The sequence below is a fragment of the Streptomyces sp. TLI_146 genome, from assembly GCF_002846415.1.
In the GTDB taxonomy this organism is placed as follows: Bacteria; Actinomycetota; Actinomycetes; order Streptomycetales; family Streptomycetaceae; genus Streptomyces.
The window spans coordinates 6,779,605-6,805,460 of sequence record NZ_PJMX01000001.1 but is presented as its reverse complement, the minus strand read 5'-3'; the positions used below and the strand labels follow the sequence as shown (position 1 = coordinate 6,805,460).

The following is a 25,856-nucleotide window of genomic DNA, read 5'->3' as shown; positions in this document are numbered from 1 at the left end:
CGCTCACAGCAGGAAGCCCGCCGGGAAGGGGTCGGACGGGTCCAGGAAGTACTGGGCCGTCCCGGTGATCCAGGCGCGTCCGGTCACCGTCGGCACCACCGCCACGTGGCCGCCGACCGCGGTCTCCTCGATGAGCCTGCCGGTGAACTCCGTACCGATGAAAGACTCGTTGACGAAGTCGCGGTGGAGCGGGAGTTCGCCCCGGGCGTGCAGCTGCGCCATCCGGGCGGAGGTGCCGGTGCCGCACGGGGAGCGGTCGAACCAGCCCGGGTGGATCGCCATGGCGTGCCGGGAGCGGACCGCGTCCGAGCCGGGCGCGGCCAGGTAGACGTGCTTGACGCCGCCGATCTCGGGGTTCTCCGGGTGCACCGGCCGGTCGGTGGCGTTGATGGCGTCCATGATCGCGAGCCCGGCGGCGAGCAGGTCGTCCTTGCGCGCCCGGTCGAAGGGCAGCCCGAGGTCGTCGAGGTGGACGAAGGCGTAGAAGTTCCCGCCGTACGCGATGTCGTAGGTGACCGTGCCGTGGCCGGGCACCTCCACCTTGCGGTCGAGCCCGAGGCAGAAGGACGGCACGTTGGTGAGCGTGACGGACTTCGCCTCGCCGTCCGCCACCTGGACGTCGACGCTCACCAGCCCGGCGGGGGTGTCGAGGCGGACCGTGGTGACCGGTTCGGTCACCGCCACCATGCCGGTCTCCACCAGCACGGTGGCCACGCCGATCGTCCCGTGGCCGCACATCGGCAGCAGTCCGGAGACCTCGATGTACAGGACGCCGTAGTCGGCGTCGGGGCGGGTGGGCGGCTGGAGGATCGCGCCGCTCATGGAGGCGTGGCCGCGCGGCTCGTACATCAGCAGCGTGCGGAGGTGTTCGAGGTGGTCGAGGAAGTGGAGCCGCTTCTCGGCCATGGTCGCGCCCGGGATGACACCGACTCCGCCGGTGATCACCCGGGTGGGCATGCCCTCGGTGTGCGAGTCGACCGCGTGGTAGACGTGACGTGTGCGCATGGTCAGCGGAGCCCTTCCGCGAGTGCCTTCTCGGTGGCCGCGCGGACGGCGGACTCCTGGTCCCCCAGGAGCCGGGCGCGCGGCGGCCGGACCGGGCCGCCGGGCCGTCCGGCGATGTCCATGGACAGTTTGATGGCCTGCACGAACTCGGTCTTCGAGTCCCAGCGCAGCAGCGGATGCAGTGACCTGTAGAGCGGCAGGGCGGTCTCCAGGTCCCCGGCGACGGCGGCGCGGTAGAGGGTGGCCGAGGCGGCGGGCAGCGCGTTGGGGTACCCGGCGACCCAGCCGACCGCGCCCGCGAGGGCGAGTTCGAGGAGTACGTCGTCGGCGCCGATCAACAGGTCGAGCTCCGGGGCGAGTTCGGCGATCTCGTACGCCCGGCGCACGTCCCCGCTGAACTCCTTGACCGCGACGATACTGCCGTCCCGGTGCAGCTGCGCGAGGAGCGGCGGCGTGAGGTCGACCTTGGTGTCGATGGGGTTGTTGTACGCGACGACCGGCACTCCGGCCCGCGCCACCTCGGCGTAGTGGGCGCGCACCGCACTCTCGTCGGCGCGGTAGGCGTTCGGCGGGAGCAGCAGGACCGAGCCCGCGCCCGCCTCGGCGGCCTGCTCGGCCCAGCGGCGACTCTCGGCGCTGCCATACGCGGCGACGCCGGGCATCACCCGGTCCCCGTCGCCCGCCGCTTCCACGGCGACTTGGACGACCCGGGTCCGTTCCTCGTCGGTGAGGGTCTGGTACTCGCCGAGGGAGCCGTTCGGCACGACGCCGTCGCAGCCGTTGTCGATCAGCCAGCGCACATGGTCGGCGTAGGCGTCGTAGTCGACGGACAGGTCCTCGCGCAGGGGCAGGGCGGTGGCGACCATGATGCCGCGCCAGGGCTGCCGGGCGGCGGAGGGGCGGGCGGACACGGCGGTCTGGGCAGACGTCATCGGTGACTCCCTAGTGTGGTGTGTGACATTTTACTGAACGCTGTACGTCGGCCACAAGAGGCGCACCAGGGTGATGACAGCGGTCGTCTGTTCACGGACGGCCGTCCGGGGGGCGCGGTCAGCTTGCGGAGGGCGGTAGTTGGGCGAGGTGGCCGAGCTCCACCGGGCAGGACAGCGGCCGCCGGTCCTCGGCCGGCCCGCCGCCCGCGAGGCAGGCCACGGCCTGGCCGCACATCCTGCCCTGGCACCACCCCATACCGGCCCTGGTCAGCAGTTTCACGCTCCTGGCGTCGTGCGCGCCGAGGTCCTTGACGGCCTCCCTGATCCGCCCGGCCGGAACCTCCTCGCAGCGGCACACCAGGGTGGCGTCGTCCACCCACCCGGTCCAGCCGTCGCCGGGCCGGTGCGCGGCCGCCATCGCCTCCGCGAACCGGCGCAGCCGTGCCCGCCCGCGCACCAGAGCGGCGATCCCCCGCGGACGCCGGGTTCCGTGGAGCTCGTACGCGATCGCCGCTGCCGCCAACTCACCTTCGGTGAGCGCCAGTTGCGCGCCCCCGATGCCGCCGGTCTCCCCCGCCGCCCAGATCCCGGGCACGGAGGTGCGCTGCGCGGGGTCGAGCTCCAGGGCGAGGGTGCCGTCGGCCGTAGGGCGGGTGGCGCAGCCCAGGCCGGTCGCCAGCTCCAGCTGGGGGACGAGCCCGTGGCCGACCGCGAGCGCGTCGCACGGCACCCGGCGCTCGCTGCCCGGCACGGGCCGCCAGTCGCGGTCGAGCCGGGACACCGTCACGGCCTCGACGCGGCCGCTGCCGTGCGCGGCCGTCACCGCGTGCCGGGTCAGCAGCCGCACCCGGTGCCGCAGCAGCCCGCCGCCATACAGCGCCCCCTCGCCCAGTTTGCCGGGGTTGCGGAGGAGCGCGGGCAGTTCGCGTGCGTACGAGGTGTACGCGGACGCCTCGACCACGGCCGGGACGGTGGCCCCGGCCGCCGCGAGCGAGGCGGCGACGGCGAGCAGCAGCGGGCCGCTGCCCGCCACCACGATCCGCCTGCCGGGCAGCACCAGGCCGGACTTCAACATGGCCTGCGCCCCGCCCGCGCCGACGACGCCGGGCAGGGTCCAGCCGGGGAAGGGGAGTTGGCGTTCGTACGCGCCGGTCGCGAGCAGCACCGCCCGCGCCCGGACCGTGGCCGGACTCTCCTCGCCGCCGGGGCCGCTCGCGACCGCGTGCAGCAGCCACTCCCCCGTGGCCGCGTCCCGTACCACCGTCCAGACGTGGTGGGCGGCGAGGTAGGTGACCCGGCCCGCCCGACGGTGGGCTTCGAGCCGGGACGCGCGCGTGGCGAACGCCTCCCAGTCGTGGTGCAGCGCCTCGGGCCGGGCGGCGCGCAGGCCCGGTGCGGGGTGCCGGTAGAACTGGCCGCCGGGCCGCTCCCCCGCGTCCAGGACGGTCACGCTCAGGCCGAGGTCGGCCGCGGCCACGGCCGCCGCGAGCCCGGCGGGTCCGGCGCCGACGACGGCCAGGTCGGACGGCCCGGCCGGCTCCGGCAGCTCAGAGGGCTGAGACGGCTCAGACGGCTCAGACGGCTCAGACGGCTCAGACGGCGAGGTCGGCATGGCCGGTGCCCTCCTGGGTGGTGATCGCGTCGCCGGGGCGGGCCGCGACGAGGCAGGCGCGCTGGTTGGGGCGGCCGTTGACGGTGGCGAGGCAGTCGTAGCAGGCGCCGATCCCGCAGAACGCGCCGCGCGGCTCGCCCCCCGCGCGCGTGGTGCGCCAGGAGAGGATCCCGGCGGCCCAGAGCGCGGCGGCGATGCTCTGCCCCGGCAGTGCGGTGATCGGCCGGCCGTCGAAGGTGAGGTCGAAGGCGGGGCCGGGGGTCGCCCGGACGAGCGCGGCGGGCGAGGAGGCGCCCCTCGGGGAGCGGCGGTTGGGGGTGGGGCGATTGGGGTCGGAGCGGTTGGCGTCGGAGCTGTTGGGGTCGGAGCGGTTGGCGTCGAAGCTGTTGGGGTCGGAGCGGCTGGGGTCGGGGCGGCTCGCCGTGGAGCCGTCCTCCGGCTCGTACGCCTTCGTCATCGGCCGGCCCCCTGCTCGTACTCACCGTCGTGCTCCTGCTCCGCGAACCGGTCGGGCCTGAACGGCCGGAGGTCCAGGGCCGTGCGCTCGCCCCGCAGCGCCGAGGCGAGCAGCAGGCCGGTGGCCGGTGCGAGGCCGATGCCCGCGCCCTCGTGGCCGCACGCGTGCAGCAGGCCCGGCACCCGGAGGTCGGGGCCGATCGCGGGCAGATGGTCGGGAAGGTAGGGGCGGAAGCCATGGTACGTACGGATCGCGCGGACGCCCGTGAGGACCGGGAACAGGGCGGCGGCCTGGACGGCGAGGCGGCGCAGCGCCTCGGTCGACAGCGCGCGGTCGAAGCCCACGCGCTCGCGCGTGGCGCCGATCAGGACCGGCCCCGCGGCCGTCCCCTCGACCACCGCGGAGGACTGGAGCGCGGCCGAGCCGCTGGCGACGTCCGCGATGTAGTCGGCGGCGTACACCTTGTGCCGCACCAGGCGCGGCAGCGGCTCGGTGACCAGGACGAAGCCGCGGCGGGGCAGCACCGGCAGCGAGGTGCCCGCCAGGGCGGCGACCTCGCCGCCCCAGGTCCCGGCGGCGTTGACGACGGCCGGGGCGAGCAGGTCGCCCTGCGGGGTGCGGACGCCCCGGACGCGGCCGTCCGGCCCGGTGAGGACGTCCTCGACCTCCTGGTCCAGATGGATCTCGGCGCCGAACTGGCGTGCCGCGCGCAGGAGTTGCGCGGCCGCCTGGGCGGGCTGGACCTGGGCGTCCTGCGGGTAGAGGAAGCCGCCGGCGAGGCCGGGGGCGAGATGGGGCTCCAGGTCGTACAGCCGGTCGGGGGCGATCTCGCGCGCCTGCACCCCGGCCTTGCGCTGCCCTTCGGCGAACGTGCGCAGCGCCGTGAGAGCGGTCTCGTCGGGCGCCACGACGAGACCGCCCTTGGGCTCGTACTCGATCTCCGGTGGGAGGACGTGGGCGAGGTCGCGCCAGAGTCGGGTGGACAGCAGCGCGAGGTCGAGCTCGGGGCCCGCCTCCTTGTCGGAGACGAGCAGATTGCCTTCCCCCGCACCCGTGGTGCCGCCCGCGACGGGACCGCGGTCGACCACCGCGACGCGGAGTCCGGAGCGCCCCGCGTAGTACGCGCAGGCCGCACCGACGACTCCGGCGCCGACGATCACGGCGTCCAGGGGGTGTCTCTTGGGCACCACAGTAATATGTCACATTCCTCCAAGGCGGCCAAGGGGCCGGAGCGGTCGGAGTCGCCCCGGCCCCGGAGCCGGGACGTCAGCTGCGCAGCGGGCCCTCACAGGAGTAAGTGGAGGTGCCGCCCGCCTTGTTGGACCAGATGTCCACTGTTCCGAAGGAACAGTTCATGTCGGCGAGGTTGTTGCCCCCCTTCTCCGCCCGGTCGAGGATGAAGGAGTCGACCGTCTCGGACATGTCCACGAAGACCTGGTCCGGGTCGTTCGCGTCGGCGAGGCGCGCGGTGATCCGGCCCGTGCAGGTGAAGCGGCGCTTGCCCGGGTCGCCGTTCTCGACGCAGTCCGGCTGGGTGTAGGTGGACTTGGCGAACGCGGTGCGCACGCCCGACAGGGCCGAGTACTTCAGCTTGGCGTTGGGGGTGTACTTGGTGTCGGGCACGTACAGCGTGTCCACCTTGGCTATCTGCGCGTCCAGGAACGCGTTGTACTCGGCCTGCAGCTCCGCGTCCCGGCCCATCCGGTTGCGCCAGGCGTCGAAGCCCGCCGGGTCGTCCGCGCGCAGGTACCCGTACATCTCCCGCAGCAGCGAGGGCCGCTCGTTCCACAGGAACTCGAAGAACGTTCCCGCGTAGTTGTAGAAGCGGAAGCCGTCGCCGTCGTACGTGGCGTGCAGCAGCTGGTCGACGCTCATCCGCGGGCCGCCGCGCGCCGTGTCGTTGATGATGCCCTTGACCAGCGACTTACGCACGGCGATGCCGTCGCCGCGGGTGCCGCCGTCGAAGAACTCGGCGGTCCCCTCGTCCATGGCCGTGGTGCGGTCGCCGGTGTACCAGGCGCCCTGCCCGAACGTCCCGGGCACCGCCCAGCGGCCGTTGAGGTAGTGCGTGTACTCGTGCCGGAAGAGCTCTTCGAGGGTGAGCGTGGAGTCCTGCGGCACCCGGCGCTGGTAGGTGTAGAAGGTCGCGCCGTCCTCGATGTACATCCCGCCGTTGTTGGTGGACAGGCCGGTCAGGAACGGCTGGAAGACCTCGTAGTCGGCGCGCGAGGCGTACAGGTGGATGTGGAGCGTGGTGTTGGTGTCGCCCGCGAGCGGCTTGTCGGTGCCGAGCACCCGGAAGTACTGCGACTTCACCTGCTTGCTCGCGTAGTACAGCTGGTCGACGGTGGCCTGGTCGAGGGCCGTGCGGACCTGGATGGCGCCGTTGTCGTAGCTGTACGTGTGGGTGAAGAGCTGCTTCTCGACCTGGTCCTTGCACACGTTGTACGCGGCGCACTCGCCGTAGACGTTGAGCCAGCTCGCGAGCGACATCCAGGGCGGGCTCATCTTGCCGAAGTTCGTCTCGGTGATCGCCAGCAGGGCGCCGAGGTCGGGCACGATCTGGCTCTTGACGGCGTCGATCTGGCCGAAGCGGCCGTACTCCGACAGCGCGTCGCGGACCGCCCAGGCGTTGTCCGTGCCTTTGAGGTGGGTGTAGCCGGAGAAGGCGCGGAAGGCGGCGCGGTAGGCGGGGTCGGCGGCCGCGGCGGCGTGGAACGCGGTGTCCTTGTTGCCCGGGTAGACGCCGAGGTAGTTGACGGAGAGCGCGGCGAGCGCGGCGCCGGCCCAGTCCTTGCTGGCGGCGGTCGGAGCGCCCGGCGCCATGGTCGCCAGGACCCGCTTGATCAGGGGGAGCTGGTGCTGCCGCAGCCCCGGCGCGCTCGCCGCGTACAGCGCCTCGCGCAGGGTCTGGGCGTTCTGCGGGGTGACGTCGAAGGTGTGCGCGGCGGAGCCGAGCGCGGCGACGGCCTCGCGCATCGCGTCGACCGTGGGCTGGTCGGTGACGTCGATCTCGTCACGCCCGTAGTCCTGGTACGCGACCGCGTGGAGGTAGGTGAACAGTTCGAGCAGATGGCTGCTGTTCTTGCCGTCGTGGGAGGCGGCGAGGCTGGTGGCGCGCCGGGCGACGGCCTGTACGTGGGCGTCGGACATGACCGGCGCCAGGCGCGCGTCCCAGGTCCAGATGAGCCCGCGCAGACAGCCGTCGGCGGTGACGGCCGGGTCCGTGAGGAAGTCGGCGAGCCCCTGCGGGCTCAGGCCGGTGATGCCGTCGAGGGTGCAGGCGACTCCGGCGGCGCGCAGCCCCTTGTGGGCGGCCGGGGCGACCGCGCGGGTCTGCGGCCCGGCTATGCGTCCCTCCTGCTGGCCGCCGGGTGCGGGCAGCTGACGGGCCGTCTGCTTGGGCGCCTTGGCGATGTGGTCGACCTCGTCGAACGGGTTCGCCCCCGTGTCGGCGCCCGGGGCGGACCGCCCGGAGAAGGTGGCGGGGAGGGCGCGCGAGGCGTCGGCCTTGGCGGGGTGCGGGGCCTGGGCTGCCTGTGCGGCCTGCCCGGCGGTGACGAGCAGGGTCGCCGCGACGGCGGCGGCGAGCAGGGGCTTGCGGGCGGATCTGAGCTGGGACACCGAAGTCTCCTGTGTGGGAGGTGATTGGGGGGTGGCGCGGCGGTGCGGGGATGCGTGTACGGGTCTAGCAGCGGCGGTCTTTGGCGGGGCACGGCGAAGCCGCCCCGAAGATGGGGTGAATCGCCTGGTTCTGTGCGGCAGTTGGGGGCCTGGTGAGCCGCCGCGTGAGCTGTAACATAGTAATGTGAAATTGCACTGACAAGACTTGTGCGGGCTCTAATTCCCCGGTATGTGCACGGGGGAAGTGACGATTGAGGGGTGACGGTCAGCTGGCAGTCGTCAGCTGCTATCTGTCATCTGCCAGCCGATAGCCGTCAGTCCAACACCGCGAACCCGTCCAGCTCCACCCGCGCCTGCTCGTCCCACAGCCGTACGACGCCGATCACCGCCATCGCCGGGTAATCACGCCCGGCCAGCTGGCGCCAGATGAGCCCGAGTTCGTGGGCGCGGGCGCGGTAGTCCGCCACGTCCGTGGTGTACACGGTGACCCGGGCCAGGTCGGCCGGGGTGCCCCCGGCGGCGGCGAGCGCGGCGAGGAGGTTGGTGAGCGCGGTCCGGAACTGCTCCGGCAGCGTCTCGCCCACCACCTTGCCGTCGGCGTCGAGCGCGGTCTGGCCCGCGAGGAAGACCAGCCGCCCGCCGGTGGCGACGACGGCGTGGCTGAAGCCGGTGGCCGGGGAGAGTTCGGCGGGGTTCACCCGGTGGAGATTCATCGGTACAGCTCCTTCGCGATGATCGTGCGCTGCACCTCGGTCGCGCCCTCGTAGATCCGGGGCGCGCGCACCTCTCGGTAGAGATGTTCGAGCAGATGGCCCCGCCGCAGCGCCCGCGCGCCGTGGAGCTGGACGGCCGTGTCGACCACGTACTGCGCGGTCTCCGTGGCGAGCAGTTTCGCCATCGCCGAATACTTGGGAACCTCCGGCGCACCCCTGTCGTACGCGGCAGCCGCCCCGTACACGAGCAGCCGCGCCGCCTCCGTACGGGTCGCCATCTCCGCGACCTGGTGGGCGACCGCCTGGAGGTCCTTGAGCGGGCCGCCGAACGCGCTGCGGCGCGCGGTGTGCGCGACGGTCGCGTCCAGCGCCGCCTGCGCCATCCCGACCGCGAACGCGCCGACGCTCGGCCGGAACAGGTTCAGCGTGCCCATGGCGACGCGAAAGCCCCGGTCGGGCTCCCCCAGGACGTCGCCCGCGCCGACGCGCACCCCGTCGAAGACGAGCGTCCCGACCGGGTGCGGGGAGAGCATGTCGAGGGCGGTACCGCTCAGCCCGGACCGGTCGGCGGGGACCAGGAAGGCGGTCACGCCGCGTGCCCCGGCGCCCTCGGTGGTCCGGGCGAACACGGTGCAGAAGTCGGCCTCGGGCGCGTTGGAGATCCAGCACTTCTCACCGGTCAGCCGCCAACCGCCGCCGTCCGGCTCGGCCTTGAGGGCGAGGGCGGCCGCGTCGGAGCCCGCGTCCGGCTCGCTCAGCGCGAAGGCGGCCACGGCCCGCCCCGCGGTGACCTCGGGCAGCCAGCGGGCCCGCTGCGCCTCGGTGCCGTGCGCGGCCACGGGGTGGGCGCCGAGCCCCTGGAGGGCGAGCGCGGTCTCCGCCTCGGTACACGCGTACGCCAGTGACTCGCGCATCAGACACAGGTCGAGCGCGCCCGAGGCGAACAGCCGCTCCAGGAGCCCGAGCTCGCCGAGGGCGGCGACGAGTGGCCGGTTCACGCGCCCCGGGTCACCCTTGTCCGCAAGGGGACGCAACCGCTCCCCGGCGGTGGTGCGCAGCCATGCGCACCACTCCTGCTGCTCCGGCTCCAGCGCGAATGCGGGCATGGCGGCCCCTCTCGTCTCGCGTCCAGTCTCGCTGCGTCCCCGCCGTGTTCCGTACACCGACTCCGGGTTTGAGCCGACCGACTCCCGAGCTTTCAGTGCACCGACTCGCCAACCCGTCCCCACCGACCCGTAAGCCCGCCCTACCAACCCGTAAAACTGCTCGTATCGCGAACCGTTGACTGTCGTCATCCAAACGATACGCTCCAGATGCGACAAGGGGGCGATCCCGTATGGAGCTGAAGACCTCAGCGCATGCCGACACGTTTTCCCGCGACCATCTGCCGCCCGCCGATCAGTGGCCGGAACTGGTCTTCGACCTCCCCGAGCTGCGCTACCCCGAGCGGCTCAACTGCGGCGCCGAGCTCCTGGACCGCACGATCGAGCGGTTCGGCGCGGACCGGCCCGTCTTCCGTACGGCGGAGGGCGCGCCGTGGACGTACGGCGAGCTGCGCGCCAGGGTCGACCGGATCGCCCACGTCCTCACCACCGAGCTCGGTGTGGTCCCGGGCAACCGGGTCCTGCTGCGGGGGCCCACCACGCCGTGGCTGGCCGCGTGCTGGCTGGCGGTGATGAAGGCGGGCGCGGTGGCCGTCACCGTACTGGCCCAGCAGCGGCCCCACGAGCTCGCCACCATCTGCGAGCTCGGCCGGATCGGGCACGCCCTGTGCGACGCGCGGTCGCTGGAGGACCTGGAGAAGGCCGCCGTGCCGGGGCTGCGTATCACCCCCTACGGGGGTAGTACGGCCGACGACCTGCTGCGCCTCGCCGACGCGCCCACGGCCCGGGGGCCGTTCACGGCCGTGGCGACGGCGGCGGACGACGTGGCGCTGATCGCGTTCACCTCGGGCACCACCGGCCGCCCCAAGGGCTGTATGCACTTCCACCGGGACGTGCTGGCCATCGCGGACACCTTCGCCCGGCACGTCCTGCGCCCCCGCCCCGACGATGTCTTCGCGGGCAGCCCGCCACTCGGCTTCACCTTCGGCCTGGGCGGCCTGGTCATCTTCCCGATGCGGGCGGGCGCCTCCTCGCTGCTGCTCGAACAGTCGGGCCCCAAGCAGCTGCTGCCCGCGCTCGCCCGGCACCGGGTCTCCGTCCTGTTCACCGCGCCGACCGCCTACCGGGCGATGCTGGAGGAGCTCGACGGGTACGACGTGGGGGCACTGCGGCGCTGTGTGTCGGCCGGGGAGAACCTGCCCGCCGCGACCTGGCGAGCGTGGCACGAACGCACCGGGCTGCGCATCATCAACGGCATCGGCGCCACCGAACTGCTGCACATCTTCATCTCGGCGGCGGACGACGACATCAGACCGGGCGCCACCGGCAAACCGGTGCCCGGCTGGCACGCGCGCGTGGTCGACGCCTCGGGTCAACCGGTGGTTGACGGCGAGCCGGGTCTGCTCGCGGTGCGCGGACCGGTCGGCTGCCGCTATCTGGCCGACCCCCGCCAGTCGGAGTACGTCCAAGGAGGCTGGAACCTCACCGGCGACACCTATGTGCGCGAGCCCGACGGCTACTTCCGCTATGTCGCCCGCGCCGACGACATGATCATCTCGGCCGGGTACAACATCGCGGGCCCAGAGGTGGAGGACGCGCTGATGCGCCACCCCGACGTGGTGGAGACGGCCGTGATCGGCCGCCCCGACGAGGCCCGCGGGCAGGTGGTCGTGGCGTACTGCGTGCTGCGCGACGGGGTGGTGGGCGGGGAGGCCATGGCCGGGCTGCTGCGCGACCACGTGAAGGCCGAGCTCGCCCCCTACAAGTGCCCGCGCGAGGTCGTCTTCCTCGACGCCCTCCCCCGGACGCCGACCGGCAAGCTGCAGCGCTTCAGGCTGCGGGCCCTAGAGTGATCACGTGGCCGAGCAGCACACACCCCGATCCCTGATCGTCACCCTCTACGGCGCGTACGGGCGCGAGACGGCCGGCTCCCTCGCGGTCGCCGAGCTGATCCGCCTGCTCGCCGCCGTGGGCGTGGACGCCCCGTCCGTACGGTCGTCGGTCTCCCGGCTCAAACGGCGCGGGCTCCTGGTGCCCGAGCGCACCGCGAGCGGCGCCGCCGGGTACGCCCTGTCCGCCGACGCGCGCCAGTTGCTCGACGACGGCGACCGCCGCATCTACCCGCACGCGCGTCCACGCGCGCGTGACGGCTGGGTCCTGGCCGTCTTCTCGGTCCCCGAGTCGGAGCGCAACAAGCGCCATGTGCTGCGCTCCCGGCTCGCGGGGCTCGGCTTCGGCACGGCGGCGCCCGGCGTGTGGATCGCCCCGGCGCGGCTGTACGACGAGACCCGGCACACCCTGGAACGCCTCCAACTCGCCCCGTACGTCGACCTGTTCCGGGGCGAGCACCTGGGCTTCGCACCGACGGCCGAGGCGGTCGGCCGGTGGTGGGACCTGACGGCGATCGCCAAGCAGCACGACGAGTTCCTTGGGCTGCACGAACCCGCCCTGCGGGCCTGGGAGGCACGCGCGCAGACGTCGTCCGAAGTGCCGCCCGAGGAGGCCTACCGTGACTATCTGCTCGCCCTGGACTCCTGGCGCCGCCTGCCGTACGCGGACCCTGGCCTGCCCGCCGCCCTGCTGCCGCCCGACTGGCCGGGCGAGCGGTCGGCAGCGGTGTTCCACCGTCTGCACGCCCGACTGCGGGACGCGGGGGCGGCGTTCGTACGGCGAGAGCCGGGCGCTGACGGCTGACGGCTGACGGCTGACGGCTGACGGCTGACGGCTGACGGCTGACGGCTGACGGCTGACGGCTGACGGCTGACGGCTGACGGCTGACGGCTGACGGCTGAGTGTTACCCGAACCCTCGGGGAGTGTCGACCTCCCTCAGTAGGATGACGAAGTGACGGATGAGGACAGGCGCGCCCGCAGGCGGGGGCAGGGTGAGCTGGAGGCCCAGGTCCTGGCGGCGCTGCGGAACGCGGCGGGGCCGGTGACCGCCGGCTGGGTGCGGGAGCGGATCGGCGGAGCGCTCGCGTACACCACCGTCGTGACCATCCTGTCGCGGCTGTACGCCAAGCAGTCGGTGACCCGGGAGCGCGCGGGCCGCTCGTTCGTCTGGACGCCGGCGGCCGACGAGGCCGGACTCGCGGCGCTGCGGATGCGCAAGGTGCTGGACGGCGAGCAGGACCGGGGCGCCGTGCTGGCCAGCTTCGTCACCGCGCTCTCGCCCGACGACGAGCGGCTGCTGCGCGCACTCCTTGACAGCGCGGACAGTGTGGACGGCTCAGACGACGTGCCGGCTGTGGACGGCGCCGAAGCGGAGACCGGGGACTGACGTAGTGGGTGTGTTCGTCTTTCTGCCGCTCGTCCTGCCGCTGACCGCCTGGCCGATCGCCCGCCTGGCCGAGCAGCAACTGCATCCGCGCGCGGCGACCTGGCTGCTCGCCGCGGTCGGCGGCGTCCTCGCGCTGTGCAGCACCCTGTGCCTGATGCTGCTGATGGTGGTCGGCACGGCGCAGCTCCCGGGCAATCCGCTGCCCGACGCGTGGGCCGACCCCGAGGTGCGGGCCGTGCTGCCGTACGACGAGGTGGTGGGCCAGGTGGCGATCCCGCTCCTGATGGCGGTCGCCGGGGCGTGCGCGCACCTGGTGTGGCTGCACCGGCGGGTGCGCACACGCGCGACCCGGACACTGGCCGGGCTGCCCGAGGGCAGGCTGGCTGTACTGCCGGACGACGCGCGGGCCTATGCGTACGCGCTGCCGGGCGGGCGCGGTGCGGCCCGGGCGCGCGGCCGGATCGTCGTGTCGCGCGCGATGCTGGAGAGCCTCGACGCACGCGAACGGCAGGCGCTGATCGCGCACGAGGAGGCGCATCTGACGGCGCGCCACCACCGGTTCCTGCTGGTGGCCGGGCTCGCGGCGCGCGCGAACCCGTTCCTGCGCCCGCTGCGCACCGCCGTGGTGTACACCGCCGAGCGCTGGGCGGACGAGGACGCGGCGCGGACGGTGGGCGACCGCAGGACGGTGGCGCGGGCCATCGGCAAGGCCGCGCTGGTGTCGCGCCCGGCGGCGGGCCGGGGCGCGGCGACCGCACTGGTGGGGTTCGCGACCGCCGGGCCGGTGCCGCGCCGGGTGGCGGCGCTGCTCGGCCCGGTGCCCCCGGCGCCCGCGCTGCCGCCCGCGTGGACGGCGGCCGGGCTCGCGCTGTGGACCGCCGCGGGCGGCGCGGCGGTCTCGGCGCTGGCGTCGGCGAACGCGACCGTGACGCTCTTCACGGTGCTGAAGGCCGCGACCGTGCTGTGAGGGGCCGCCCCGGCGGGCGGCCCGGCTCACGGAACGGGCACTCTGCCCCAGGCAGAACGGGTCCTCCTACAGGTCGAATTCGGCCGGGGGCAGGTCCAGCGTGTAGCAGGCCTCGCGGACGACGGCCTGCTCCGTCTTGTCGAAGTCGCCGTCGGCGCCGCCGATGACGATGCCTATCTGGATCACCGCGCGCGCCTCGGCGGGCTTCTTCTTCGCCTTGGCGACCTCCTGCAACACGCTGACCTTGCCGAAGTCGAAGTCGGCGGTGAGCTTGTTCAGGTAGTCGTCGAAGCGGCGCTGGAGGTCGTCGGCCGCGAAGTTCTGCAGCACCTCGTTGGTGGAGATGAGCTGCGCGACGCGGCGCCGCTCGGACGGGTCCACGGTGCCGTCGGCCGCGGCGACCAGGGCACACATCGCCATGCTGGCGTCCCGGAACGCGCCGCTCTTCAGGTCGTTCTTCTTGGCGAGCAGCTGCGTCTGCATGGTCGACGCGGACTCCTTGAAGCGGTCCCACAGGGCCATGAGGTCTCCATCTGGTCTTGATAGTCACTTCTACAACGCTGTAGAAACTGACGGGCGGACCGAATGGTTCCCACGGCGCGTCATTTTCCTGTGATCCACAGCTCACTTCGCGGCTGACTCGCGGCTCACTTCAGGGTGAGCCGCGGTCGGGGCGCGTCCGTACGCCCGGTCGGAGGCCTGCGGCTGCCCGCCCGGTACGGCGCCGGCCAGGGCGCTCCCGGCCCCGAATAGCCCTGCTCGGCGGCCGCGTGCAGGGTCCAGTGCGGATCGTAGAGATGGGGCCGGGCGAGGGCGCAGAGGTCGGCGCGGCCGGCGAGCAGCAGCGAGTTCACGTCGTCCCAGGACGAGATCGCCCCGACCGCGATGACGGGCACGCCGAGCGTGTTGCGGATGCGGTCGGCGTACGGCGTCTGGTACGAGCGGCCGAACTCGGGCCGCTCGTCCGCGACGACCTGCCCGGTGGACACGTCGATGGCGTCGGCGCCGTGCGCGGCGAACGCGCGGGCGATCTCGACGGACTCCTCGGCGGTGGTGCCGCCCGGCGCCCAGTCGGTCGCCGAGATGCGGACGGTCATCGGCCGCTCCGCGGGCCAGATGCCCCGCAGCACGTCGAACACCTCCAGCGGGAAACGCAGCCGGTTGGCGAGGGAACCACCGTAGATGTCCGTGCGTTGGTTGGTGAGAGGGGAGAGGAATCCGGAGAGCAAGTAGCCGTGGGCGCAGTGCAGTTCGAGCAGGTCGAAGTCGCAGCGGGCGGCCCGCCAGGCCGCCGCGGCGAACTGCTCGCGGATGTCGGTCAGCCCCGCGCGGTCGAGCGCGTGCGGGACCTGGTTGACACCGGGACGGTAAGGGAGCGGTGAGGCGGCGGCGAGGGGCCAGTTGCCGTCGTCGAGCGGCTCGTCGATGCCTTCCCACATCAGCTTGGTCGAGCCCTTGCGCCCGGAGTGGCCGAGCTGGACGCCGATGGCGGTGCCGGGAGCCTGCCGGTGCACGAAGTCGGTGACCCGGCGCCAGGCCGCGGCCTGCTCGGGGGTGTAGAGACCGGTGCACCCCGGAGTGATGCGGCCCTCCGCGCTCACGCACACCATCTCGGTCATGACCAGGCCCGCGCCGCCCAGGGCCCGGGCGCCGAGATGGACGAGGTGGAAGTCGCCGGGGAGGCCGTCCACGGCGCTGTACATGTCCATGGGAGAGACGACGACACGGTTGCGCAGTTCGAGCCCGCGCAGCCGGAAGGGGGTGAACATCGGAGGCGTGCCCAAGGGGCAGGGGAAGTCACGCTCGACCGCGCCGGTGAAGCCGGGGTCGCGCAGCCGCAGGTTGTCGTGGGTGACCCGGCGGCTGCGGGTGAGCAGGTTGAAGGCGAACTGCAGGGGCGGCTGGTCGAGGTAGAGTGCCAGCTCCTCGAACCAGCGCAGGCTGGCGGCGGCCGCGCGCTGGGTGGACTCGACGACGGGCCTGCGCTCCTGTTCGTACGCGGCGAGTGCCTCCGGGAGAGTGGGCTGCTCCTCGACGCAGGCGGCCAGGGCGAGGGCGTCCTCGACGGCGAGCTTGGTACCGGAGCCGATGGAGAAGTGCGCGGTATGCGCGGCGTCACCGAGCAGCACGGTGTTGCCGTACGACCAGTGCGCGTTGACGACGGTACGGAAGACGGTCCAGGAGGAGTTGTTGCTCCGCAGCGGCCGGTTGCCCAGGGCGTCCGCGAAGATCTTGGCGCAGCGGTCCACCGACCCCTGCTCGTCGAGCTCGTCGAACCCGGCCGCCCGCCAGACCTCTTCGCGCATCTCGACGATGACGGTGGAGGAGTCGGCGGAGAACGGATAGCCGTGCAGTTGCATCACGCCGTGCTCGGTCTCGGCGATCTCGAAGCGGAAGGAGTCGAAGGCGAAGTCGGCGGCCAGCCAGATATAGCGGCAGCGGTGGCCGGTGATACGGGGCGCGAAGTGCTGGGCGTGCGCCTCACGGGTGGCGCTGTGCACGCCGTCGGCCGCGATGACCAGGTCGTAGTCGGTGGCGAGTTCGGCGGCGGGCGGCGCCTCGGTGGAAAAGCGCAGTCGCACACCCAGGGCGCGGCAGCGCTGGTGCAGGATCTCCAGGAGCCTGCGCCGGCCCAGGGCGGCGAAGCCGTGCCCGCCGGAGGTGAGGGTGCGGCCGCGGTGGACGATGTCGATGTCGTCCCACCGGACGAACTCGGCCTTCAGCGCCTCGTACACCACGGGGTCGGCGTGCTCGATCCCGCCGAGGGTCTCGTCGGAGAGGACGACTCCGAAGCCGAAGGTGGTGTCGGGGGCGTTGCGCTCCCAGACGGTGATCTCACGTTCGGGGCGGAGCCGTTTGAGCAGTGCGGCGGCGTACAGCCCACCGGGGCCGCCGCCGATGACCGCGATCCGCAGCGGCCTTTCGGCGGGGTGAGGGCCGCTGTCCCGGGGCCCGGGCACGGCTCAGCGCCCCTGCCATTTGGGAGGCCGCTTCTCGGTGAAGGCGGCGTGGAACTCGGCGTAGTCCTGCCCGTTCATCAGCAGCGCCTGGGTGGCGGCGTCGAGTTCGACGGCGGCGGCGAGCGGCATGTCGAGCTCGGCGGTGAGCAGGGCCTTGGTCTGCGCGTACGCGAGGGCCGGTCCGGCCGCGAGGTGGCGGGCGAGTTCGGCGGCGCGCGCGTCGGCCTGCCCTTCGTCGGTGAGCTCGCTGAGCAGGCCGATCCGTTCCGCCTCGGGGGCGCGGACCGGCTCGCCGAGCATCAGCAGCCGGGTGGCGTGGCCGAGCCCGACGACGCGCGGCAGCAGATAGGCGGCGCCCATGTCGCCGCCGGAGAGGCCGACCTTGGTGAACAGGAAGGAGAACCGGGCGGAGGGATCGGCGATACGGAAGTCGGCGGCCAGTGCGAGGACGGCGCCCGCACCGGCCGCGACGCCGTGGATCGCCGCGATCACCGGGAAGGGGCATTCCCGCACGGCCCGTACGACCTGGCCGGTCATCCGGTTGAAGTCGAGCAGCTGGGCGGTGTCCATGGAGAGCGTGGCGCCGATGATCTCGTCGACGTCGCCGCCGGAGCAGAAGCCGCGCCCCTCGCCCGCGAGGACCAGGGCGCGCACGGCCCGCTCCCGGGCGAGCTCGGCGAGCAGATCGCGGAGGTCGGCGTAGGCCCCGAAGGTGAGCGCGTTCAGCTTCTCGGGGCGGGCGAGGGTGACGGTGGCCACCCCGTCCGCCACGGAAAGCCGCAGGTGGCGCCAGTTTTCGGTGCGGGGTGCGGAGCTGGGGAACGGGCTCATGGCGTGCGGCCTCCTCAGCGGGCTGCCAGATGCCTGCACTTCGAAGGTATCACTCATGTGTGACTGTCGTCACGATGGCGCGATAGGGAGGACTAGCCGCGTTGCCGGTTGCGCTCCGGGCGCGGCCTCACCCAGGACCGAGGCGGCGGTGCCGGACAGAGCGACGGGGCGAATGGCCCTGTCCGGTGCGCCGCACGTCCCTTTCACCGCCTGCCAGGGGGCTCTGTCCTGCCCCTTGCCCCGGTTCGTAAAGTTGAAGGGAGTAGCAGCGCCCCGCGCATCCCGCGCGCCCCGGACGCTTCACGCGACCGAACGGAAACCCCCGCCGTGCCCGACCCCTCCGGCGCCGCCCGCGAACCGGCCGGCGCCCCGACCTCCTGGCGTATCCCGCTCCCCCACACCAATGCCGCCGTCCCCATCGCCCGCGCCCTGATCCGTACCGCACTGGCGGACATCGACGCCCCCGCCGACAGCGACACCGCCGAACTGCTCACCGCCGAGCTGGTGGCCAACGCCGTCGAGCACACCGCCGCCGACCAGCCCATCGAGCTGGTCGTGGAGCTGCTGGACTCGGGCTGCCAGGTCGAGGTCCACGACCGCTCCCCGCTGCCTCCGGGCGACCTCGGCACCCCGGAACCGGACAGCGAGCCCGACCCCTGGCAGGAGCACGGCCGGGGCCTGCTGCTGATCCGTACCCTGAGCTCGGCCTGCGGTCACCGCCCCACCGCACACGGCAAGGCCGTGTGGTTCACGCTGCCGGCGCGTCCGCCCCTGCCGGAGTTCCCGCAAGCGTCGCGACCATGACCGCCTTGATCGTGTGCAGGCGGTTCTCCGCCTCGTCGAAGACCACCGAGTGGGCCGATTCGAAGACCTCGTCGGTGACTTCCAGCTCGGCCAGGCCGTACTGCTCGTGGATCTCGCGGGCGACCGCCGTGCCGAGGTCGTGGAAGGCGGGCAGGCAGTGCAGGAACTTGACGTCGGCGTTGCCGGTGGCGCGCAGGACGTCCATGGTCACGGCGTAGGGCGCCAGCGCCTTGATCCGCTCGGCCCAGATCTCCTTCGGCTCGCCCATCGACACCCAGACGTCGGTGGCGACGAAGTCCGCGCCCGCCACGCCTTCGGCGATGTCCTCGGTGAGGGTGATCCGGGCGCCGCTCCGCTCGGCGGCCCCGTGCGCGAGGGCCACGACGTCCTCGGCCGGCCAGTACGCCTTGGGCGCCACGATCCGTACGTCCATGCCGAGCAGCGCGCCCGTGAACAGGTAGGAGTTGCCCATGTTGTACCGGGCGTCACCCAGATAGGCGAAAACCGTCCGCTCAAGGGGCTTGTCGGTGTGCTCGGTCATAGTGAGGACGTCGGCGAGCATCTGGGTGGGGTGCCAGGCGTCGGTGAGCCCGTTGTAGACCGGCACGCCCGCGTGCGCGGCAAGGGTCTCGACGGTCTCCTGGGCGTCCCCGCGGAACTGGATCGCGTCGAACATCCGCCCGAGCACCCGTGCGGTGTCCCGCGCCGACTCCTTCTTGCCGATGTGCGAGCCCGCCGGGTCGATGTACGTCGTGGAGGCACCCTGGTCGGCGGCCGCCACCTCGAAGGAGCACCTCGTACGCGTCGACGGCTTCTCGAAGATCAGCGCGATGTTGCGCCCGCGCAGCCGCTGCACCTCGGTGCCCGCCTTCTTGGCGGCCTTGAGCTCGGCGGCGAGGTCCACCAGAGCGCGGAACTCCTCGGCGGTGAAGTCCAGCTCCTTGAGGAAGTGGCGGCCTGCGAGGTCTGTCGCCATGGTGACTGCTCCTGGGTTACGGAAAGCGGGACACTGTAAGTATATGCGATTGAACGCATCACTATACGGCATCGCGTTCCACGGGACAGCTCATGCACCGCGGCCCGCCCCGCCCCCGCCCCAGCTCGCTGCCGGGAATCTCGATCACCTCGATGCCCTGCTTGCGCAGATGCGTGTTGGTGGTGACATTGCGCTCGTACGCCACCACCACACCCGGCTCGACCGCCAGCACATTGCAGCCGTCGTCCCACTGCTCGCGCTCCGCCGAGTGCACGTCCTGGGTGGCCATCAGCACCCGGATCCCGTCCAGGCCGAGGGCGGCCGCTATGGCGCGGTGCATGTGCTCCGGCGCATGGTCGGTCACCTTCAGCTCCTGCTCACCGGCGCCCGGCTCGATCGTGTACGAGCGGAGCATGCCGAGCCCGGCGTACTGAGTGAAGGTTTCTCCGTCGACCATCGTCATCACCGTATCGAGGTGCATGAAGGCCCTGCGCTTGGGCATGTCCAGCGCCACGATCGTCCGTGCGGAACCGGCCGCGAAGAGCCCGCGCGCCAGCATCTCCACGGCCTGCGGAGTCGTCCGCTCGCTCATCCCGATGAGCACCGCGCCATTGCCGATCACCAGCACGTCGCCGCCCTCGATGGTCGACGGATAGTCGCTCTGCCCCTTCGACCAGGTGTGGAACCGCCCGGCCTCGGGGCCCGCGAAGAGCGGATGGTGCCGGTAGATCGCCTCGAAGTGCACCGTCTCGCGCTGCCGGGCGGGCCAGCGCATCGCGTTGATGGACACCCCGTCGTAGATCCAGGCGGAGGTGTCACGGGTGAAGAGGTGGTTGGGCAGCGGGCCCAGCAGGAAGTCGTCCAGGTCCATCGCGTGGAACCGGACGGACACCGGCTCGGCGTGGCGCTCCAGGAACTCCCGCTTGGTCATACCGCCCACCAACGCCTCCGCGAGCTCGGCCGCGGACAGCTCGTCGAAGGCCTCGCGCAGATGCCCGGTGGCCAGCGGCCCGTACTCCTTCTCGTCGAAGACCCGGTCCAGTACGAGCCGTCTCGCCTGCGGGATCGCCAGCGACTCGCGCAGCAGATCGCCGAAGAGGTGCACCTCGACCCCGCGGTCGCGCAGCACGTCGGCGAAACCATCGTGCTCCTGGCGGGCCCGGCGCACCCAGAGCACGTCGTCGAAGAGGAGAGCGTCCTTGTTGCTCGGAGTGAGCCGCTTCAGCTCCAGGTCCGGCCGGTGCAGGATGACGCGGCGCAGCCGCCCGGTCTCGGAGTCGACATGGAATCCCATGCCCCCATCCTGTCCCGCCCGCAGCCCGCTCACCCGGCGAACCGGCGGCTTCCGCCCCGGCCTGTGGGGACGCAGCCGTGCCGCTGCGCCCCCACAGCGTCACAGCCGGGGGTCCACCGGCTCCGACTCCAGGGCCAGGACCGCGAACACCGCCTCGTGGACACGCCACAGCGGCTCCCCCGCCGCCAGCCGGTCCAGCGCCTCCAGGCCCAGCGCGTACTCCCGCAGCGCCAACGACCGCTTGTGCCCCAAGGAGCGCTGCCGCAGCCGCTCCAGGTTCTCGGAGCGCACGTACTCCGGACCGTAGATGATCCGCAAATACTCGCGTCCGCGCACCTTGATGCCGGGCTGCGTGAGGCGCCCCTTGCCGTCCCGGGCCAGCGCCTGGAGCGGCTTCACGACCATGCCCTCGCCGCCCGCCCCGGTCAGCTCCAGCCACCAGTCGACACCGGCCCGCACCGACGCCTCGTCGCCGGTGTCGACGACCAGGCGCCGGGTGACCTGGAGCAAACCGGTCGGGTCATGCTCGACCAGCCGGTCCAGCCACGCCAACTGCTCGTCGTGCGGCACCGCGGCCAGGCTGCGGCCCCGGGCGGCCAGGATCTGGAAGGGCGCGAGCCGCACCCCCTCCAGGCCGTCCGTGGTCCAGCAGTACCGCCGGTACGCGTCGGTGAACGCCTCCGCGTCCCGCGCCCGCCCACGCTGACGCGCAAGCAGCCCGTCCACGTCGACACCGCGCGCCGCGGCCGCCTCCAGAGCCCCGAGCGCGTCAGGGAAGACCGCCCCCGACGCGGCACCCACCGCGGCGTACTGCGAACGCAGCAGCCCCGAGGCCTTCAGCGACCACGGCATCAGCTCGGCGTCGAACAACAGCCAGTCCGTACCGAGCTCGTCCCACAGCCCGGCCGCGGACACGGCCGCCCGCAGCCGGCCGAGGACCTCCTCGGTGACGGCCGCGTCGTCGAAGAACGGACGACCGGTGCGGGTGTGCAGAGCGCCCGTCGGCCCCTCCACTCCGAACCGCTCGCGCGCCGCCTCGGCGTCACGGCACACCAGGGCCACCGCCCGCGAGCCCATGTGCTTCTCCTCGCACACGACCCGCGCGACCCCGTCCGCCGCGTACTGAGCGAACGCCTCCGCCGGATGTTCCAGATAACCCTCCTCCCGTGAGGTCGCCGTCGGTGCCATCGTCGGCGGCAGATACGCGAGCAGCCGTGGGTCGACAGCGAACCGGCCCATGACTTCGAGCGCCGCCGCCGCGTTCTCCTCGCGCACCGCCACATTGCCCAGCTGCCGGGTCTCCACGACCCGGCGGCCGTGCACATCGGCGAGGTCGAGCGGCCGTCCGTCATGGCCACCGGGCGCCTCGGTGGCCAGCGGACGGACCGGCTCGTACCACACCCTCTCGGCAGGCGCGTCGACGAGCTCGCGCTCCGGCCAGCGCAGCGCGGTCATCTTTCCGCCGAACACCGCACCCGTGTCCAGGCAGATGGTGTTGTTGATCCACGACGTGTTCGGGACAGGCGTGTGGCCGTAGACGACCGCCGCGCGACCCCGGTAGCCCTCGGCCCACGGGTAGCGCACGGGCAGGCCGAACTCGTCGGTCTCGCCGGTCGTCTCCCCGTACAGCGCGTGCGAGCGAACACGCCCCGACGTACGCCCGTGGTACTTCTCGGGCAGACCCGCGTGACAGACGACCAGCTTGCCGCCGTCCAGTACGTAGTGGCTGACGAGCCCGTCGACGAACTCCTTCACCTGCTCCTTGAATCCATCGTCCTCCCTGTCCAACTGCTCGATGGTTTCCGCCAGTCCATGGGTGCGCTGGACCTTCTTGCCACCCAGATAACGTCCGAGCTTGTTCTCATGGTTCCCGGGAACACACAGAGCGTTACCATCGGCCACCATTTTCATCACGCGCCGCAACACGCCCGGGCTGTCCGGACCGCGGTCCACGAGGTCACCGACGAAGACCGCCGTCCGGCCCTCGGGGTGCGCCCCGTCCACGTACCCCAGCTTCGCCAGCAGGGTCTCCAGCTCGGAGCGGCAGCCGTGGATGTCACCGATGATGTCGAAGGGGCCAGTGAGGTGGGTGAGGTCGTTGTAGCGTCGCTCGATCTGGATCTCGACGCTGTCCACCTCCGCCTCGGAGCGCAGGACATGAACCTTGCGGAAGCCTTCGCGCTCCAGGCCGCTCAGTGAACGCCGCAGCTCACGGCGGTGCCGCGCGATGACCTGGCGGGGCATACCGGCGCGGTCGGGCCGGGCCGCGTTGCGGGCGGCGCAGATGTCCTCCGGCAGGTCGAGCACGATCGCCACGGGCAGCACATCGTGCTCCCGAGCCAGCTGGACCAGCTGTCTGCGGCTCTCCACCTGCACGCTGGTGGCGTCGACGACAGTGAGCCGCCCGGCCGCGAGCCGCTTGCCCGCGATGTAGTGCAGCACGTCGAACGCGTCGCCGCTGGCGCTCTGGTCGTTCTCGTCGTCGGCCACCAGGCCACGGCAGAAGTCCGACGAGATGACCTCGGTGGGCTTGAAGTGCCGACGGGCAAAAGTGGACTTGCCCGATCCGGTGGCGCCGACGAGGACGACGAGCGAGAGGTCGGGGACGGCGAGCGCGCGCTTGCGGGGCGGGGTGGAGGACCCGGGGGCGGTCCCCGACCCCGTTCCAGTCCTGGTCTCCGTGTACGTCCCAGCCCTGGTGCTGGCGCCGGTACCGGCCTCGGAGGCCGTCTCGTTCTGGGCGTTCATGCGGCGTTCGCCTCCTTCGCGGTCGTGATCATCTCGAATACAGCCATCTGCGTGGGCGGACCCACCTCGGCGTCGTCCGGTCCCACCGGCACGAACTCGACGCCGTACCCGTGTCGTTCGGCCACCGAAGCGGCCCAGTCGCGGAACTCCGCGCGCGTCCACTCGAACCGGTGGTCGCCGTGGCGCACATGCCCTGCCGGGAGCGACTCCCAGCGCACGTTGTACTCGACGTTCGGCGTCGTCACGATCACCGTTCGCGGGCGCGCCGCACCGAACACCGCGTACTCGAGCGCGGGCAGCCTCGGCAGGTCGAGGTGCTCGATCACCTCACTGAGCACCGCGGCGTCGTACCCCTTGAGCCGCTTGTCCGTGTACGCGAGCGAGCCCTGCATCAGGGTGATCCGCCCGGCCTGCCGCTCGCCCATCCGCTCCAGGCGCAGCCGCCGTGCGGCGATCGTCAACGCGCGCATCGAGACGTCCACACCCACGATCTCGGTGAACCGGACGTCCTTGAGCAGCTCCTGCACCAACTGGCCCTGGCCGCAGCCCAGGTCGAGCACCCGGCTCGCCCCGGCGCCGGTCAGCGCCGCCACAATGGCGTCGCGCCGCTGCACGGCGAGCGGCACGGGCCGGTCCTCCGTGTCCGTCGTCTCGTCCACCGCGTTGTCGATGGCCTCGACCGCGATGTCATCGGCCTCGGCCAGCCGTACCAGTTCGAGGCGCTCCATCGCCTGCCGCGTCAGCCCCCAGCGCCGGGAGAGATAGCGGCTGGTGATCAGCTTCTGCTCGGGGTGGTCGGCCAGCCAGCCGTCACCGGCGCGCAGCAACTTGTCGACTTCGTCGGGCGCGACCCAGTAGTGCTTGGCGTCGTCGAGCACCGGCAGCAGTACGTACAACTGCCGCAGCGCGTCCGCGAGCCGCAACTCCCCTTCCAGTACGAGCCGTACGTAACGGGACTCGCCCCACTCCGGGAACTCCTCGTCCAGCGCGACGGGCTCCGCCGAGACCGAGGCCCAGCCCAGCGGCCCGAACAGCTTGTGTACGAGGTCGGCGCCACCGCGCGCGGGCAGCGCGGGCACCTCGATGCGCAGCGGCAGCGGCGCCTCGGCCCGCTCCGGCAGCGCGTTGCACACACCGCGCAGGGCGCTCTTGAAGACGGTGCTCAGCGCGACGGACATCAGCGACGAGGCCGCGTACGGCCGGTCGTTGACGTACTGCGCCAGCGCGGAATCGGGGGCTCCGCCACGGCCCTTGCCCTTGCCCCGCCGCACCAGCGCGACCGGATCCACTTCCAGGAGCAGCGCGGCCGTGCAGCGCTCGGCGGTCGCCTCGGGGTAGAGGACGTGCGCGGTGCCGTGCGACGTGGAGAACGCCTGCGCCTTCCCGGGATGCTTGTGCAGCAGAAAACCGAGGTCGGTGGCGGGGCGTTCGGGGGTACCGGTCGTGGTGATTGTCAGGAACACGCGTCGAGTATCACCCGGTTTCTACGGCTCCTACCAGGCATTTTCCCTGGAGTGCCCGGGGTGGAGCGCCGAGTCGGGTGGTGTGCCCGAGCCCCTCACGCCCGGTTCGGCGCCCCCCTGCTCTCAGCTCGTCCTGCCCCTCACGCCCCTTCCGCCACGAACCCCGCCAGCCGTGCGATCTCGGTCGGCCCTACTCGGCAGCAACCGCCCACCAGACGGGCGCCCGCCACATGCCAGGCACGCACACGGGACGGATCGAACGTGGCGCCGCCCCGCCACGACCGGGCCTGCGCGTCCCAGCGCTCCCCGCTGTTGGGGTAGACGACCACCGGCTTGCCGGTGACCGATGCCGCAAGCTCCACGGCGTGGTCCGCGTCGGCGGGCGTGCAGCAGTTCACACCCACGGCGATCACCTGGTCCAGCCCCGCCGCCAGCGCGAACGCCTCCTCCAGCGGCTGGCCCGCCCTGGTCCGCAGCCCCTCCACGCTGTACGACAGCCACACCGGCACGCCGCACCCCTCGACCGCCCGCAGCAGCGCCTCGGCCTCGTCGGCGTCGGGCACGGTCTCCAGTGCGAGCACATCCGGCTCGGCCGCCGCCAGCGTCTCGACACGGGGGCGGTGGAAGCGCTCCAGCTCCTTCACCCCGAGCCCGTACCCGCCCCGGTATTCGCTGCCGTCGGCCAGGTAGGCGCCGTAGGGGCCGATGGAGGCGGCGACCCAGACTTCGGTGTCCTTGGGGGGCTCCCCCTCCCCTCCCCCCTCCCCCCTCCCCGCCCTCTCCCCCGCCCTCCTGGCCAGCGCCACGCTCCGAGTGAGCAGTGCCGTCGCCTCGCGGCGGGGCACTCCCCGGTGGGCGAAGCCCTCGTACGTCGCCTGGTAGCTGGACGTGATCAGTACCTGTGCGCCCGCCCGTACATACGCCTCGTGTGCGGCCTCGATCTGGCTCGGGTCGTCGGCCAGCAGCCGGGCCGACCAGAGCGAGTCGCTCAAGTCGCAGCCCTGGGCCTCCAACTGGTTGGAGAGGCCACCGTCGAGGACCACGGTCCGCTGGGCCAGGGCGTCGGCGAGTGGACGGGCGGGCCGCACG

At 72.4% G+C, this 25,856-nt stretch carries 20 protein-coding genes and 1 pseudogene; 5 read left to right on the top strand and 16 right to left on the bottom strand.

The annotated features are described in order from the left end of the window. Nucleotides 1-3: 3 nt before the first annotated feature. From BX283_RS30370 to BX283_RS30335, 8 genes and pseudogenes are all read right to left on the bottom strand, one after another. Entirely contained in the window at nt 4-1,005 is a 1,002-nt protein-coding gene (locus BX283_RS30370; RefSeq protein ID WP_101390648.1) for a proline racemase family protein, read from the bottom strand. Between the two features lie 2 nt (nt 1,006-1,007). Continuing rightward, nucleotides 1,008-1,937 carry a dihydrodipicolinate synthase family protein gene (locus tag BX283_RS30365; protein WP_101390647.1) on the bottom strand — a complete coding sequence of 310 codons (930 nt, stop codon included), beginning with the start codon at nt 1,935-1,937 and terminating at the stop codon, nt 1,008-1,010. 118 nt (nt 1,938-2,055) lie between these two features. After that, on the bottom strand, nt 2,056-3,549 hold the full coding sequence (locus BX283_RS30360) for an NAD(P)/FAD-dependent oxidoreductase (protein ID WP_101390646.1): 1,494 nt from the start codon (nt 3,547-3,549) through the stop codon (nt 2,056-2,058). Then, nucleotides 3,530-3,841 (bottom strand): annotated as a pseudogene (locus tag BX283_RS30355) ((2Fe-2S)-binding protein); the annotation flags it as partial. The pseudogene BX283_RS30355 and the gene BX283_RS30360, both read right to left, overlap by 20 nt. Before the next feature lie 161 nt (nt 3,842-4,002). Beyond that, on the bottom strand, nt 4,003-5,193 hold the full coding sequence (locus tag BX283_RS30350) for an FAD-binding oxidoreductase (protein ID WP_101392652.1): 1,191 nt from the start codon (nt 5,191-5,193) through the stop codon (nt 4,003-4,005). Between the two features lie 79 nt (nt 5,194-5,272). Beyond that, on the bottom strand, nt 5,273-7,630 hold the full coding sequence (locus tag BX283_RS30345) for a collagenase (protein ID WP_101390644.1): 2,358 nt from the start codon (nt 7,628-7,630) through the stop codon (nt 5,273-5,275). A 314-nt stretch (nt 7,631-7,944) separates the two neighbouring features. Then, nucleotides 7,945-8,343: a RidA family protein gene (locus BX283_RS30340; RefSeq protein WP_101390643.1), complete on the bottom strand. Its 399-nt coding sequence runs from the start codon at nt 8,341-8,343 to the stop codon at nt 7,945-7,947. Next, complete coding sequence (locus tag BX283_RS30335; protein ID WP_101390642.1) at nt 8,340-9,449, bottom strand: acyl-CoA dehydrogenase family protein; 1,110 nt, start codon at nt 9,447-9,449, stop codon at nt 8,340-8,342. Before BX283_RS30335 ends, BX283_RS30340 begins: the two co-directional genes overlap by 4 nt. Before the next feature lie 230 nt (nt 9,450-9,679). Between BX283_RS30335 and BX283_RS30330 the strand changes: the two genes are divergently transcribed. The 4 genes from BX283_RS30330 (at nt 9,680) to BX283_RS30315 (ending at nt 13,691) form a co-directional block, all read left to right on the top strand. Continuing rightward, nucleotides 9,680-11,299, top strand: coding sequence for an AMP-binding protein (locus BX283_RS30330; protein ID WP_180357289.1), 1,620 nt, complete (start codon nt 9,680-9,682; stop codon nt 11,297-11,299). 4 nt (nt 11,300-11,303) lie between these two features. Then, nucleotides 11,304-12,140 (top strand): PaaX family transcriptional regulator C-terminal domain-containing protein, encoded by an 837-nt coding sequence (locus BX283_RS30325; protein WP_101390641.1) that lies wholly within the window; start codon nt 11,304-11,306, stop codon nt 12,138-12,140. 149 nt (nt 12,141-12,289) lie between these two features. Then, nucleotides 12,290-12,724, top strand: coding sequence for a BlaI/MecI/CopY family transcriptional regulator (locus tag BX283_RS30320; RefSeq protein ID WP_101390640.1), 435 nt, complete (start codon nt 12,290-12,292; stop codon nt 12,722-12,724). A 4-nt stretch (nt 12,725-12,728) separates the two neighbouring features. Continuing rightward, a complete protein-coding gene (locus BX283_RS30315; RefSeq protein WP_101390639.1) occupies nt 12,729-13,691 on the top strand; it encodes a M56 family metallopeptidase in 963 nt (320 codons plus the stop codon). Nucleotides 13,692-13,757: 66 nt separating this feature from the next. On the opposite strand, the gene BX283_RS30310 is transcribed toward BX283_RS30315, so the two are convergent. The 3 genes from BX283_RS30310 to BX283_RS30300 form a co-directional block, all read right to left on the bottom strand. Further along, nucleotides 13,758-14,213 carry a tellurite resistance TerB family protein gene (locus BX283_RS30310; RefSeq protein ID WP_101390638.1) on the bottom strand — a complete coding sequence of 152 codons (456 nt, stop codon included), beginning with the start codon at nt 14,211-14,213 and terminating at the stop codon, nt 13,758-13,760. Between the two features lie 125 nt (nt 14,214-14,338). Next, nucleotides 14,339-16,651 carry a bifunctional salicylyl-CoA 5-hydroxylase/oxidoreductase gene (locus tag BX283_RS30305; protein WP_257583933.1) on the bottom strand — a complete coding sequence of 771 codons (2,313 nt, stop codon included), beginning with the start codon at nt 16,649-16,651 and terminating at the stop codon, nt 14,339-14,341. Nucleotides 16,652-16,654: 3 nt separating this feature from the next. After that, entirely contained in the window at nt 16,655-17,482 is an 828-nt protein-coding gene (locus BX283_RS30300; protein WP_101390637.1) for an enoyl-CoA hydratase family protein, read from the bottom strand. Between the two features lie 327 nt (nt 17,483-17,809). Between BX283_RS30300 and BX283_RS30295 the strand changes: the two genes are divergently transcribed. Continuing rightward, nucleotides 17,810-18,286, top strand: a complete 477-nt coding sequence (locus BX283_RS30295; protein WP_101390636.1) for an ATP-binding protein — start codon at nt 17,810-17,812, stop codon at nt 18,284-18,286. On the opposite strand, the gene argF is transcribed toward BX283_RS30295, so the two are convergent. The 5 genes from argF to mmuM form a co-directional block, all read right to left on the bottom strand. Further along, a complete protein-coding gene (gene argF / locus BX283_RS30290) occupies nt 18,231-19,262 on the bottom strand; it encodes an ornithine carbamoyltransferase (protein WP_101390635.1) in 1,032 nt (343 codons plus the stop codon). The two genes, BX283_RS30295 and argF, sit on opposite strands and share 56 nt — an antisense overlap. Before the next feature lie 61 nt (nt 19,263-19,323). Continuing rightward, nucleotides 19,324-20,556: an arginine deiminase gene (locus BX283_RS30285; protein ID WP_101390634.1), complete on the bottom strand. Its 1,233-nt coding sequence runs from the start codon at nt 20,554-20,556 to the stop codon at nt 19,324-19,326. 99 nt (nt 20,557-20,655) lie between these two features. Then, entirely contained in the window at nt 20,656-23,304 is a 2,649-nt protein-coding gene (locus BX283_RS30280; protein ID WP_101390633.1) for a polynucleotide kinase-phosphatase, read from the bottom strand. Then, nucleotides 23,301-24,767 carry a 3' terminal RNA ribose 2'-O-methyltransferase Hen1 gene (locus tag BX283_RS30275; protein WP_101390632.1) on the bottom strand — a complete coding sequence of 489 codons (1,467 nt, stop codon included), beginning with the start codon at nt 24,765-24,767 and terminating at the stop codon, nt 23,301-23,303. Before BX283_RS30275 ends, BX283_RS30280 begins: the two co-directional genes overlap by 4 nt. A gap of 140 nt (nt 24,768-24,907) precedes the next feature. Continuing rightward, nucleotides 24,908-25,855: a homocysteine S-methyltransferase gene (gene mmuM / locus BX283_RS30270; protein WP_101390631.1), complete on the bottom strand. Its 948-nt coding sequence runs from the start codon at nt 25,853-25,855 to the stop codon at nt 24,908-24,910. Nucleotide 25,856: the final 1 nt, after the last annotated feature.